This is a genomic window from Serratia sp. BNK-10 (genome assembly GCF_047456065.1).
Taxonomy (GTDB): domain Bacteria; phylum Pseudomonadota; class Gammaproteobacteria; order Enterobacterales; family Enterobacteriaceae; genus Serratia; species Serratia ureilytica.
Map to the genome: position 1 here is coordinate 3,534,812 of NZ_CP179894.1, position 13,083 is coordinate 3,547,894.

General features: G+C 58.6%; 15 protein-coding genes. 4 read left to right on the plus strand and 11 right to left on the minus strand.

From position 1 onward, the window contains the following. Positions 1–20: 20 nt before the first annotated feature. Genes ACMGG9_RS17090 through ACMGG9_RS17105 form a run of 4 tightly spaced genes read right to left on the minus strand, consistent with a single transcriptional unit; the run spans position 21 to position 1,269 of the window. On the minus strand, positions 21–194 hold the full coding sequence (locus ACMGG9_RS17090) for a hypothetical protein (RefSeq protein WP_004936544.1): 174 nt from the start codon (positions 192–194) through the stop codon (positions 21–23). Continuing rightward, positions 175–555 carry a hypothetical protein gene (locus ACMGG9_RS17095; protein ID WP_414161584.1) on the minus strand — a complete coding sequence of 127 codons (381 nt, stop codon included), beginning with the start codon at positions 553–555 and terminating at the stop codon, positions 175–177. The genes ACMGG9_RS17090 and ACMGG9_RS17095 overlap by 20 nt, the downstream gene beginning before the upstream one ends. After that, positions 552–953, minus strand: coding sequence for a M15 family metallopeptidase (locus ACMGG9_RS17100; RefSeq protein ID WP_414161585.1), 402 nt, complete (start codon positions 951–953; stop codon positions 552–554). The genes ACMGG9_RS17095 and ACMGG9_RS17100 overlap by 4 nt, the downstream gene beginning before the upstream one ends. Next, positions 943–1,269 (minus strand): phage holin, lambda family, encoded by a 327-nt coding sequence (locus tag ACMGG9_RS17105; protein WP_033643982.1) that lies wholly within the window; start codon positions 1,267–1,269, stop codon positions 943–945. The genes ACMGG9_RS17100 and ACMGG9_RS17105 overlap by 11 nt, the downstream gene beginning before the upstream one ends. A 293-nt stretch (positions 1,270–1,562) precedes the next feature. Here ACMGG9_RS17105 and ACMGG9_RS17110 point away from each other — a divergent pair, with 293 nt between their 5' ends. Further along, entirely contained in the window at positions 1,563–3,062 is a 1,500-nt protein-coding gene (locus ACMGG9_RS17110; protein WP_164107370.1) for a glycosyl hydrolase family 18 protein, read from the plus strand. An 85-nt stretch (positions 3,063–3,147) separates the two neighbouring features. Here ACMGG9_RS17110 and ACMGG9_RS17115 read toward each other — a convergent pair whose 3' ends face one another. Further along, positions 3,148–4,089 (minus strand): LysR family transcriptional regulator, encoded by a 942-nt coding sequence (locus ACMGG9_RS17115; protein WP_025303805.1) that lies wholly within the window; start codon positions 4,087–4,089, stop codon positions 3,148–3,150. 404 nt (positions 4,090–4,493) lie between these two features. On the opposite strand from ACMGG9_RS17115, the gene ACMGG9_RS17120 reads away from it, so the two are divergent. Next, the gene (locus ACMGG9_RS17120; RefSeq protein ID WP_197801449.1) at positions 4,494–5,087 is read left to right on the plus strand and encodes a lytic polysaccharide monooxygenase; all 594 of its coding nucleotides are present in this window, start codon (positions 4,494–4,496) and stop codon (positions 5,085–5,087) included. 65 nt (positions 5,088–5,152) lie between these two features. Here the strand turns inward: ACMGG9_RS17120 and ACMGG9_RS17125 are convergent, their stop codons facing one another. From ACMGG9_RS17125 to ACMGG9_RS17150, 6 genes are all read right to left on the minus strand, one after another. Next, a complete protein-coding gene (locus tag ACMGG9_RS17125) occupies positions 5,153–6,115 on the minus strand; it encodes a sugar-binding transcriptional regulator (RefSeq protein ID WP_004936575.1) in 963 nt (320 codons plus the stop codon). A 95-nt stretch (positions 6,116–6,210) separates the two neighbouring features. Beyond that, a complete protein-coding gene (gene dhaL / locus ACMGG9_RS17130; RefSeq protein WP_033643985.1) occupies positions 6,211–6,867 on the minus strand; it encodes a dihydroxyacetone kinase subunit DhaL in 657 nt (218 codons plus the stop codon). A 3-nt stretch (positions 6,868–6,870) separates the two neighbouring features. Further along, positions 6,871–7,872, minus strand: coding sequence for a dihydroxyacetone kinase subunit DhaK (locus ACMGG9_RS17135; protein WP_015378693.1), 1,002 nt, complete (start codon positions 7,870–7,872; stop codon positions 6,871–6,873). A 29-nt stretch (positions 7,873–7,901) separates the two neighbouring features. Further along, positions 7,902–8,672 (minus strand): SDR family oxidoreductase, encoded by a 771-nt coding sequence (locus ACMGG9_RS17140; protein ID WP_414161586.1) that lies wholly within the window; start codon positions 8,670–8,672, stop codon positions 7,902–7,904. 35 nt (positions 8,673–8,707) lie between these two features. Beyond that, entirely contained in the window at positions 8,708–9,976 is a 1,269-nt protein-coding gene (locus ACMGG9_RS17145; protein ID WP_004936588.1) for an MFS transporter, read from the minus strand. A gap of 66 nt (positions 9,977–10,042) precedes the next feature. Then, the gene (locus ACMGG9_RS17150) at positions 10,043–11,155 is read right to left on the minus strand and encodes an MDR/zinc-dependent alcohol dehydrogenase-like family protein (protein ID WP_033643987.1); all 1,113 of its coding nucleotides are present in this window, start codon (positions 11,153–11,155) and stop codon (positions 10,043–10,045) included. Positions 11,156–11,473: 318 nt separating this feature from the next. On the opposite strand from ACMGG9_RS17150, the gene rpiB reads away from it, so the two are divergent. Together rpiB and tal are read left to right on the plus strand one after the other, a co-directional pair. After that, the gene (rpiB, locus tag ACMGG9_RS17155; RefSeq protein WP_033643988.1) at positions 11,474–11,932 is read left to right on the plus strand and encodes a ribose 5-phosphate isomerase B; all 459 of its coding nucleotides are present in this window, start codon (positions 11,474–11,476) and stop codon (positions 11,930–11,932) included. 193 nt (positions 11,933–12,125) lie between these two features. Then, complete coding sequence (tal, locus tag ACMGG9_RS17160; protein WP_016926754.1) at positions 12,126–13,076, plus strand: transaldolase; 951 nt, start codon at positions 12,126–12,128, stop codon at positions 13,074–13,076. The last annotated feature ends 7 nt before the right edge of the window (positions 13,077–13,083 follow it).

Genomic DNA, 13,083 nt, shown 5'->3' on the forward strand with positions numbered 1-13,083 from the left:
AAGTCAGACAAGCGCCGCCGTCAGCGCGGCGGCAGCGTGGCGCGCCAGGCGTTGAGCGTCTCCACCTGGCCGGCGCAAATGTGTAACGAGGTTTGTAACGCCAGGGCATAGCTCACCGCATCGCCCCAGGTCTCCCCCTGCAACTGCGGCTGCTCACAGGGAGCGAATACCGACTCAGGGGGCAACAGCGGCACGGCCTGCGGCGCCGGTGGCCGGGCGCAGGAGCTCAAGCACAGCGCCAGGCAGAGGCCGAGCGGCGCAGGGATCGTTTTTAATCGCTTCACGGTATTTCCTCTGATAAGCCTCGTGTTGCTGGCGCAGCTGCTGTTCCTGCCGCTGCTGCGCCGCCATCAGCGCGCGGTTTTGCGCGTCCTGTGTCTGCAAGGTGGCGATAAGCCCCGCCTGCTGCGCCAGGCTTTTTTGCAGTTCCGCCGCCTGTTGTCGCGCGGACGCCAACTGGTGCGACAACAGCGAGCTGTAGCCGCCGAGGCAGATGGCCGCCAGCAACAGCAGCAGCAACCCGCCCTGCATCAGTTTTTGCAGCCAGCCGCTCATGCCGGATAGTCCCGAAACGGCAGCTGGAAGTGCGGGCCGTCCTTGAGGGTCTTCCATTCGCCGCCCCATTCGACGTTGATGCCGCATTCGCGCGCCGCGCGCCGCACCGCCACCGCAATTTGCGCGTAGTAATCCCACTCCCAGGAGACCACGCCCGCCGGCATCGCCACCACGTCCACCGCGTGTCCGGTCAGGTGGCGGCTGCGCAGCGTTTGGCTTTTGCCGGCGCGCACCATTTCCCGCTGGCGCGCCATGCTGCGCAGCCCCTCGCTGACGGAAAACGGCACCAGGGAATAGCGCAGCGCCAGACGAATAACGCGCACCAGATCCGGATGCACGCCGCGCAGGTTCTCTTCGCTGCGGGCGGTAAAGCGAATCTCTTCGATGTCATTTAACATTTTTAAACCCCGTTTTTTTGCCGATGAATTTTTTAATTAAGGCGTTGATGTAATCCGCCCCCATAAAGCCAATCAATACGCTGGCCAAATTCGCCCAGTTTAATTCCAGGCCCATCAACGCCAGCGCATCGCGCACCGTCCAGGCCAATAACGCGCACATCGCCGCATTCAATAAACGTCGCCGAATACCCACGTTGCGATAGGCGCCGTGTAATAGCGCCATCACGCCGGCCAGAATGGCGTTCAATACCGGCTGAAGATATTCACATACTCGCTGGACTATTAAGCCAACAGCGTCAGGCTCTATGCTGGACATAGCTCATCTCCTTTTTTATTTTTAATTAAATGCCAATCACGGCCGGTGGGACATCGGATACTCAGAATCTAGTTAAGGATGCTATTACAAAGCAAATGAATAAATACAGGCCCTATGGTCGAATTCATTCATGCTGAATGCTGGCACAACACATAAACGCCAAGGCAGGCGGCAGTGAATAAAAAATTCATTCTTATCGTGATTTGTTTCGACTGTTATTTCCGAGAAAAATAAACATTAATGGCAACGGGAAATATTTTCCCATCCAAAAACATCCACTCTGGAGAAATGCCATGTCCACACGTAAAGCCGTTATTGGGTATTATTTTATTCCGACCAACCAAATCAATAATTACACCGAGACCGATACGTCTGTCGTGCCGTTCCCGGTTTCCAACATCACGCCGGCCAAAGCCAAACAGCTGACGCACATTAACTTCTCGTTCCTGGATATCAACGACAATCTGGAATGCGCCTGGGATCCGGCCACCAACGACGCCAAGGCGCGCGATGTGGTCAACCGCCTGACCGCGCTCAAAGCGCACAACCCCAGCCTGCGCATCATGTTCTCCATCGGCGGCTGGTACTACTCCAACGATCTGGGGGTGTCGCACGCCAACTACGTCAACGCGGTGAAAACCCCGGCGTCGCGCGCCAAGTTCGCCCAATCCTGCGTGCGCATCATGAAGGATTACGGCTTCGACGGCGTGGACATCGACTGGGAGTACCCGCAAGCCTCGGAAGTGGACGGTTTCATCGCCGCGCTGCAGGAGATCCGCACCCTGCTGAACCGGCAAACCGTCGCCGACGGCCGCCAGGCGTTGCCGTACCAGTTGACCATCGCCGGCGCCGGCGGCGCCTTCTTCCTGTCGCGCTATTACAGCAAGCTGGCGCAGATCGTCGCGCCGCTCGATTACATCAACCTCATGACCTACGATCTGGCCGGCCCCTGGGAGAAAGTAACCAACCACCAGGCGGCGCTGTTCGGCGATGCGGCCGGGCCGACCTTCTACAATGCGCTGCGCGAAGCCAACCTGGGCTGGAGCTGGGAAGAGCTGACCCGCGCCTTCCCCAGCCCGTTCAGCCTGACGGTCGACGCCGCGGTGCAACAACACCTGATGATGGAAGGCGTGCCGAGCGCCAAAATCGTGATGGGCGTGCCCTTCTACGGCCGCGCCTTCAAGGGCGTCAGCGGCGGCAACGGCGGGCAATACAGCAGCCACAGCACGCCGGGCGAAGATCCGTACCCGAACACCGATTACTGGCTGGTGGGCTGCGAAGAGTGCGTGCGCGACAAGGATCCGCGCATCGCCTCCTATCGCCAGCTGGAGCAGATGCTGCTGGGCAACTACGGCTATCAGCGGCTGTGGAACGACAAGACCAAAACGCCTTACCTGTATCATGCGCAGAAAGGGCTGTTCGTCACCTATGACGATGCCGAGAGCTTCAAATACAAAGCGAAATACATCAAGCAGCAGCAGTTGGGCGGCGTGATGTTCTGGCATCTGGGGCAAGACAACCGCAACGGCGATCTGCTGGCCTCGCTGGATCGCTATTTCAACGCCGCGGACTACGACGACAGCCAGCTGGATATGGGCACCGGGCTGCGCTACACCGGCGTCGGCCCCGGCAACCTGCCGATCATGACCGCGCCGGCCTATGTGCCGGGCACCACTTACGCGCAGGGCGCGCTGGTGTCCTATCAGGGTTACGTCTGGCAGACCAAATGGGGTTACATCACCTCGGCGCCCGGTTCTGACGGCGCCTGGCTGAAGGTGGGCCGCGTGGCGTAAGCCGTAAAAAAACCCCGTAGCCGAATGCTGCGGGGTTTTCATTGAGTTAACCGTTTGATTTTCGCGTCCCTTCGTCTCTATTCCTTCAGTTGTGGCACCAAGGATAACCGCCATCCCGCACCACTTCGCGGCCCATCAGGCTGTAGACATCGCTTTTGCGCGTCAGCCGCTCATGCCACCAGTTAAACCCGGCGCCCTTGCTGGCCGGGTGCCACGCCAGCCAAATCATTTCGTCGCCCTTTTGCATCTCTACCGGCACCGTCACCAGTTCGCCGCTGGCCAATTCCTTTTCGATCAAAGCAGGCGGCAGAAAAGCGTGGCCGATGCCGCGCTTGAGCAGCGCCAGATTGCTTTCCACATCGCATACCACCAACTGACGCTGCAAGGGCAGCGTGCCGTGATTGCGTTTGGGCAGCTCATGGCTGCTGTCGGCGATCACCACCACGATGTCGTTCAACCGCTGTTTCTTGCACACCGGCTTTCTCTGCGCCGCGAACGGGTGCGAAGGCGACACGCACAGCACAAAGTTGAGCTTGCCGAGCATCAGGGTTTTGGCCTGCACGCTGTCGGGAATTTGGCCGATGGCGATGATCAGATCCGCCCGGTTGTTCTTCAGCGCATCCCAGGTGCCGTTCAACGCTTCTCGCTGCACCGAGATACTGGCGTTCGGGCAATGCTGAATATAGTCGCGGATATCCTGCGTCAGGGTTTCCAACGGGAAGAAGGTGTCTACCGCCAGGCGGATATTATTGTCCAGCTTGGGGATGTTGCGCACCCGGCTTTCCAGATCCTGCACCGCATTTAATATCCAGCTGCCTTCCTGCAGGAGAAATTCCCCTTCATCCGTCAGGGTAATCATGGGGCCATTGCGATGAAAAAGTTTCACGCAGAGTTTGCTTTCAATATTGGAAACCCGATAAGAGATCGCCGAAGGCGTTTTATGCAGCGCCTCCGCCGCCATAGAGAAAGAACCGGTGCTCTTGATGGTGCTGATTATTTTAATCGCGTCCAGGGATAATCTAGTCATACAAATTCCTCTTTAAAATAAAATAAGAAAAATGACACTAAATTCCCAAGGTGGTGGCGCACAAAAATCGATCAAATCGAACAAGGGTACTCATAGCAACAAGCAATATACTTCATAAATGAGAGCGCTATCTTAAATACTATTCATCACGACCTGATATAAAATTCATCATAGCGCCCTATTTTTACACAGCGACAGTTAAATAAATTCAGCCTAACGATCAAAGATCGTCATCATAATAATTTTCGTTAATAGCCGTTAAAACATTCCGCTCTATCGCACGACCAGAATGATAAAAATAAAACAAGCCGACAAGAAGAGTTATTTCTAATTGCGTTATTAGTCTCTCATTTTGTCGGTGAAATACGCTCAACTTACAACATAATTTCAGTCAGGAGTGACTTATGAACAAAACTTCCCGTACCCTGCTCTCTCTGGGCCTGCTGAGCGCGGCCATGTTCGGCGTTTCGCAACAGGCGAATGCTCACGGTTATGTCGAGTCGCCGGCCAGCCGCGCCTACCAGTGCAAACTGCAGCTCAACACCCAGTGCGGCAGCGTGCAGTACGAACCGCAGAGCGTCGAGGGCCTGAAAGGCTTCCCGCAGGCCGGCCCGGTTGACGGCCATATCGCCAGCGCCAACAAGTCCACCTTCTTCGAACTGGATCAGCAAACGCCGACGCGCTGGAACAAGCTCAACCTGAAAACCGGCCCGAACGCCTTTACCTGGAAGCTGACCGCGCGTCACAGCACCACCAGCTGGCGCTATTTCATCACCAAGCCGAACTGGGACGCTTCTCAACCGCTGACCCGCGCTTCCTTTGACCTGACGCCGTTCTGCCAGTTCAACGACGGCGGCGCCATCCCTGCCGCGCAGGTCACCCACCAGTGCAACATACCGGCAGATCGCAGCGGTTCGCACGTGATCCTTGCCGTGTGGGACATAGCCGACACCGCCAACGCCTTCTATCAGGCGATCGACGTCAACCTCAGCCACTGATCCGTCAAAAGGGGGATGTCTCTGGAGGGTTCAGCCTGGCGCTGAACCCTTTTTTGCGGGTGCCGCTATTGCGACATGTTGAGGATAGTGCGCACATTGAGCGCGCTGGTGGCGATAATGTCGATGGCGCCGGTGCGCAACGCGCCCAAAATCGCCAGCGCCTTGGTATTCTCGGAGGCAATGGCGATCACGCACGGAATTTTGCGCAGCTCATCAATGCTCAGCCCAATCACACGGTCATTCATCACCGTATCGACATGCTGCCCCTGGGCATTGAAAAAGTCATAGCCGGCGATGTCGCCGATCACGCCCTGATTAAGGCTGGCGTCGATAATCTCGTGCGGCGTAAACCACCCCAATTTCACCATATAACTGTTTTCATTCATGTCGCCAATGCCGACTAACGCCACATCGGCCTTACGCGCGCGATCCAACGTTTCCTTGATCGTGCCGTTCTGCATGAAGGCGTCTTTCAACGCGCGATTTTCGACGTAGGCCGGCGCATAGAGCGTCTCGCTGCTGCCGCCGAACTTCTTCGCCAGACGCCGGCTGATATGGTCGGCATTGATCGCATCGCCCGGACGGTGGGTGCCGCCGATGCCGCAGATGAACTTGCAGTTGCGCTCCGTCACGCTGCCGACGTGATCGGCGATCGCCGCCACGTTGCGTCCCTGCCCGACCGCCAACACCATATCGTCTTTCAGCGACATCGCCAGGTAGTTGGACACCAGCGCCGCCACTTGCCGACGCTGTTCCTCTTCGTCCTGATGATCGAGCGCGATCAGCGCGCGGCTGATGGGAAAACGTTCCATCATCTGCTGTTCCAGCCGGGTGCTGAACACCGGGTGATAACGCACGTTGATCTCGACGATGCCTTCTTCCTTGGCGCGCTTGAGCAAACGACCGACTTTGATCCGTGAGATGCCGAACTTTTTGGCGATCTCTTCCTGCGTGATCTCATCCTGATAATAAGCAACGGCGATTTCGGTCAGCAGTTCGTTATCCTGGGACACAGTTTGTTTTTCCATCCGTTAGACGTTTCCCCACGGCAGGCCGGTTAATCATGGCGGAGGGACGATACACGCCCCTCCGACAATGCTGAATGCCCGCTAGTATAACGCGTTCAGGCGGCAACGGTATTCAGTCGTTGCTCCACCTCGTCCGCCAATCGGGTCAAGAGCAGGCAGCAAGATACCGCGCCGGCGTCCAGTACGCCGCGCGAACGCTCGCCCAGGCGGCTGGCGCGGCCGATTTTCGCCACCAGCTCGCGCGTGGAATCGCGCCCGCGCGCTGCGGCGATCCTCATCTGTTCCAGCGCAGCGGCGAAGTCGTCACCGCGCCCCGCCGCCTGCTCAAACGCCGCTACCGCCGGTATCAGCGTATCCATCAGACACTTGTCCCCCACGCCCGCACTGCTGATGTCCTGCAGTTCGCGCAAACCGCCGTGCAACATCGCCAAAAATGCCTGCTTATCCAGCACGCTGCGCTCGCGCACGCTCTCCGCCATGCCCATGAACAGGCTGCCGTACAGCGGCCCCATCGAACCGCCGATGCCCTCCATCAGCGCATCGGAAACCGCATCGAACGCCTGCGCCAACGTGAGCTCGCGGCCGCGAATGGCATCGCCGCACATCGCGAATCCCTTCGACATGTTAATGCCGTGGTCGCCGTCGCCGATGGCGCCGTCGATTTCGCTCAGGTATTCGCGGTTGCTGACAATGGTTTCTATCAGCCCCGTAACGATCTCACTGCCGTACCGGGTTGAAATTTGTTCCGTCATGATTCACTCCACCTGGGTTAAGCCTAAAGATTGCGCCGGCATGTCCAGCAGCGTTTTCAGTTCGTCATCCAGCGTCATCAGCGTCAGCGTCACGCCCATCATTTCCAGCGACGTGAAGTAATTGCCGACGTAGCGCCGATGCACCCGCACGCCTTTCGCCGTCAACCGACGCTCTATTTCGGCATAATAGATATACAGCTCCATCACCGGCGTGGCGCCAAGCCCGGAGATCAGCAACGCTACCTCCTGCCCCTGTTCCAGCGGCATGTCGTTGAGCACGAAATCGAGCATGGTGCCGGCCATCGCCGACGCCGACTGGATCGGCGACACCTCAATGCCCGGTTCGCCGTGATGGCCAATGCCGATCTCCATCTTGCCGTCTTCGATATGAAAATTGGGTTTGCCGACCGCGGGAATGGTGCAGGAACTGAGGCCGACGCCGATCGAACGACACCGGTCGATGGCTTTTTGCGCCGCGCCGATCACGCCGTCCAGATCGTATCCCTTGGCCGCCGCCGCCGCGCCGACCTTCCACATCAGAATTTCTCCGGCCACGCCGCGCCGTTTATCGATCTCACTGGCCGGTGCCGAGGCGACGTCATCGTTGGCCACCACGGTTTTCACCCGTATGCCGGCCGCCGTGGCCTTCTTGATCGCCATCTTGACGTTCATGTTGTCGCCGGCGTAGTTGCCGTACAGGCAAGCGACGCCCGCACCGCTGTCCGCCGCCTTGAAGGCATCGAGAAAAGCCCCCGCCGTAGGCGATGAAAAAATCTCGCCAATCGCGACGGCATCCAGCATGTTTTTGCCGACATAGCCCAGGAACGCCGGCTCATGGCCGGAACCGCCGCCGGTGACGATGCCCACTTTGCCGGCGATCGGCGCCGGCGGATATTTCAACACCCGCGCATTGTCGGTGGCGGCGTAATAGTCCGGGTGGGCCAGCCTATAGCCCTGAATGGCGTCTTCCACTACGTGATCGGGATCGTTAATGATTCTGTTCATCGCGGCCTCTCTGTCGCCTGAATAAGAAATTATTGAATGGTGTAACCGCCGTCGACCACCAGGTTGGCGCCGGTGATCATCGCCGCCGCGTCGCCGGCCAAAAACAGGGCGCTGGCGGCGATATCTTGCGGCTCGGCGAAGCGCCGCAGCGGGATTTTCTGCTTCATCTGCTCAGCCACCTCGCCAGACCAGGCCTTACGGCCCAGCTCCGTCAAAACGACGGTGGGTGAAATGGCGTTGACCCGCACGTTGTGCGGCCCCCACTCCAGCGCCAGCACCTGAGTCAACCCGATCACGCCCGCTTTGCTGACGCAATAGGCCAGGTGATTCGGCAATGCCACCACCCCGGCCTGCGAGGCGAGATTGATGATGCTGCCGCCGCGCTGACTAATGAAACGGCGCCCTACCGCCTGGCAGGTAAGAAACACGCCTTTCAGATTGACCGCCAGGGTTGCATCCCACGCCGCTTCAGGCAGTTCCTCAGCGGGATGCAGCGCGACGATGCCGGCGCTGTTGACCAGCACGTCCAGCCGCCCGAAATGCGCCTCAATCTGCGCCACCGCCCGCTCCACCGACGCGGCATCGGTGACGTCGGCCACGACGCCCACCGCCGCCTCGGCGTCCAGCTGTCGCGCCACTTCAGCAACCTGCGGCGCCCGATCGAGCAGCGCCACGCGCGCGCCGTTTTGCAGATAGCGTTCGGCGATAGCGAGGCCGATCCCCGCAGCGCCGCCGGTAATCAGCGCCACCTTGCCCTGTAGCGAGAGCTCGCGCGGCGCCGTAGTTTGATGATTAATCATAAATTTCCCCTTAAAACTGTGAACTTCACCCTCGGTCAGGATATTTTCGCCAAACTCGCGCCGCGTTCTTCCTGCGCCGTCGCGCTTTCTTTCGGCAGCGTGACAAATTTCATCAGCACGCCGCTGAACAGGTACAAACCGGTAAAGATCCAGATCACGCCAACGGTGCCGAGGCTGCCGATAAACAGCCCCACCACCGCCGGGCCGACAAAGGTGCTCAGGCCGGCCCCCAGATTGAGAATCGACATCGCCGCGCCCTTATTGTCCGGCGCCAGCGACGGCATGATGGCCGACAGCGGCACGAACGCCGCCAGGCAGGCGCCGAACAAACCGGCGGCGCAAACGGTCAGCAGGTAGTTGGCGCCGAAGAATTGCGGCACGTAGTAGAACATCAGCGTGGTCAAGGCACAGCCGACGCAGCCGAACCACATCACCACATTGCGCCAGCCGAGGCCGTCGCTGATCACGCCGAAAATCAGGTTGAAAATGATGTTGACCGTCCACAGCGCGGCGTACATCTGCAGCCAATGCGTGCGGGTGAACCCCATATCCATCATGTACATGGGCATGAATACGACGAAGCCGTATGCCGCAGAGGTATTAATGGTGCGCACGATGCCGCCCAGGCCAATCTTCGGGTTTTCAAACGCGATGGTGATGCCCTTCAAGACGTAACCCAGCGACGCTTTTTCCCGGTTGCCGCTCTGTGCCGCGCCGTCGTCGCGATTGAGCATCAGCGCAATCACCGCGCCCAGCACGACGAAAATCAGCGCGCTCCACAGCGTGTGGATCTCGCCGAGATAAGGCAGCATGATGCTGGAATACAGCACGCCCAGCACGCTGAGCCCGCCGCTGTAGACGAACCAGAAAATCCCCACCGCCGACCCCAGCCTTTCCGGCGGCGCCTCATACGCCACCCACACCAGAAAACCGTAGGCGAACAACGGATAACCCAAGCCGCGCAGCGCATAGGTCGGCACCATGATCGCCAGGTTGTTGCTCGGCAGGCCGAACGTCAAAAAGCACACCGAACCGAACAGAAACAGCAGCAGGCCGGCCAACATCACCCGCCGGGCGGTAAAGATTTCCGCCAGCACGCCGGAAAACCAGGCGGCGATCGCGGCCGCAAAGCCATAAACGCTGAACAGCAGCGCCGATTCCTGAATGCTCAGCCCCTTGCCGATCAAATAAGGCGACAGCCAGCCTTGTTCCAGCCCTTCGCCCATCATGAACACCAACACGCCGGCATAGCCCAGCAGCAGTTTCGGTGACAGACCAATGCGATGAATCAGTCCATGCAACATAGAACACCCCAGCACATGTGATTATGGAGGCGCAGGCTCGCCCGCACCCGAAGAACGATGCAGGTTTCAGAGGTTTGGATTAAGCACCACTTTGATTGAACCGATGCCGCGCTTCATCAGCTCGAAGCCCTCGGCGAACTGTTCCAGCGGCAGCGTATGCGTCACCACGCCTTCGGTCGGCAGATCGCCATTGGCGATGCCTTCGATCACCAGCGGGTAGCAGTAAGGGCCGAGGTGCGAACCGAGCACGTCCAGCTCCTTGCGGTCGCTGATGATGCTCCAGTCGACGGTCACCGGATCCTTGAACACGGAAAATTCCACGAAGGTGCCGAGTTTGCGGATCAGCGTCAGGCCCTGTTCCACGGACTTTTGGGCGCCGGTCGCCTCGATGTAGATGTCGCAGCCGTAGCCATCGGTCATCGCTTTAACCGCCGCGGGCACGTCGTCACGGGTCGGGTTCAGCGTCACATCCGCGCCGAAGCGCTTCGCCAGCGCCAGACGCTCGTCGGACAGATCCAGCACCACCAGCTTCGAGGGCCCGGACTTTTTGATCGCCCCGATCATGCCCAGCCCCAGGGTGCCGGCGCCGGCCAGCACCACGACATCGCCCAGTTTGATATTGGCGCGTTGCACCGCATGGAAGGAGCAAGCATAGGGTTCGATCAGAATGGCTTTTTCGATCGGCAGATCGGCCGGCACGTGATAGTTAATCGCCTCTTTGGTGAACTTCATGTACTCGGCCATGCCGCCATTGACGTTTTTCTGGAAACCGTACAGGTCATGCTTTTCGCACATCCAATACTGGCCGCGGTTGCAGAAGCGGCATTGCCAACAGGGAACGATCTGTTCTGATATCACCCGATCGCCGAGATTGAAGCCCTCGACGCCTTCGCCGTATCCCACCACGTGGCCGATAAACTCATGACCGGGGATCATCGGCGCCTTGATGTATGCCGGTTGTTTTTCATCGCCCCAGAAGCTGGGCGCCCCTTCGAACGCTTTAACATCGCCGGCGCAGATGCCGCAGGCCTCGATCTTCACCAGGATCTCTTTCGGGCCGATCTTCGGTACCGGCACCTGTTCCAGGCGGTAATCTTTCGGGGCGTACGCCACAACCGCCTTCATGATCTCGGGGATACCGTCCGCCATTTTCGCCTCTGTCATGCAGGTCTGACACATAGCACTCTCCTCTGGTAGGGTGACTCTTCATGATCAATAACACAAACAAAGAACAAATGAACACTAACGTCACGCGTTCAATTTGCCCACAGAGAACTTGCCAAACTGTGATATCGCTCAAAAACCCGTCTGAATGAGGATAAATAACGATTAAAACCTCTTTTTTAGTGACGGTCGTCACCTTTTAAAGGGAGGAACAGAAAAATCAGGCAAAAAACAAAAGAACACCAATTGAACATTTGATTAAACAGAGATACGGTAATGAACGTGGCGCCACCGAGGATCGCCGCCCTTTTCGTTACCAATCAGGAGACCGCTATGCTGCCTATCGCCATCGGCGCCGACGATGCCGCCATTGAACTGAAGGATCTGATCGTCGCCCACCTGCAACGACGGGACATTCCCGTCATTGACTACACGACGGATCGCACCGCAGAAACGGGGATCTATCCCGATATCGCCTATCGCGTCGCGCAGGCGATACGGGAGGAAAAACATCGGCGGGGGATCCTGCTGTGCGGCACCGGCATCGGTATGAGCATCGTGGCCAATAAAGTGCCCGGCATTCGCGCGGCGCAATGTCACGATACCTACTCCGCCCAACGGGCGCGCAAAAGCAATGATGCGCAGATCATCACGCTGGGCGCGCGGGTCATCGGCGCCGAACTGGCGAAAACCATCGTCGATGCCTGGCTGGAATCGGAGTTTGAAGGGGGAGGTTCGGCGCCGAAAGTCGAGCGGATCGGCTATTACGAAAACGCGGTCGGTCGGCGTTAAACTGCCTGCAGTCTCGATGGCGGTCGCGCGCAAGCCGCGCTCCGCCTGGGTTTATTCGTCATTCATTGTTATTATCCATCGCAACAATCAGAAAAAGCGCATTTTCATTCTCGATCCGATGATGCAGTGTGTTCCCCCTATGATGAAAAAGGTTCTCATTTCCCTACGTTGAGCTTGGTCAAGGAGCTTATCAATGAATCAATTAGACGCACTCAAGCAGCTGACCACGGTGGTCGCCGACAGCGGCGATATCGAATCCATCCGCCAGTTCGAACCCCAGGACGCCACCACCAACCCTTCGCTGATCCTGAAAGCCGCCGCGCTGCCGCAGTACAAAGCGCTGATCACCGAAGCGCTGGAGTATGCCCGCCGCCAGGGCGGCAGTAAGGAAACCCAGCTGATCAACGCCAGCGATAAACTGGCCGTCAACATCGGCGTCGAGATCCTCAAAAGCGTGCCGGGCCGCATCTCCACCGAAGTGGACGCCCGCCTGTCGTTCGACCGCGGCATGTGCGTCGCCAAAGCGCGCAAACTGATCGGCATGTATCAGGAACAGGGCATCGACAAATCGCGCATCCTGATCAAGCTGGCTTCCACCTGGGAAGGCATCAAAGCCGCCGAAGAGCTGGAAAAAGAAGGCATCAACACCAACCTGACGCTGCTGTTCTCCTTCGCTCAGGCCCGCGCCTGCGCCGAAGCCGGCGTGTATCTGATCTCGCCGTTCGTCGGCCGCATCTATGACTGGTACCAGGCTAAACAGCCTGCCGCCGACTACGACGCCGATCAGGATCCGGGCGTGAAATCGGTGCGCACCATCTATGAATACTACAAGCGTCATCGTTATCAGACGGTGATCATGGGCGCCAGCTTCCGCAAAGTTGAGCAGATCCTGGCGCTGGCCGGCTGCGATCGCCTGACCATCGCGCCGAACCTGCTGGAGCAGCTGAAAAACAGCGAACAGCCGGTCGAGCGCAAGCTGACCCCGTCGACCGAGGGCTTCCACCAACCCGCTCCGCTGGCCGAAGCGGAATTCCGCTGGCTGCACAATCAGGACGCCATGGCGGTAGAAAAACTCGCCGAAGGCATCCGCCTGTTCGCCGTCGACCAGCAGAAGCTGGAAGACATGTTGGCCGCTCAACTGTAATCGCACT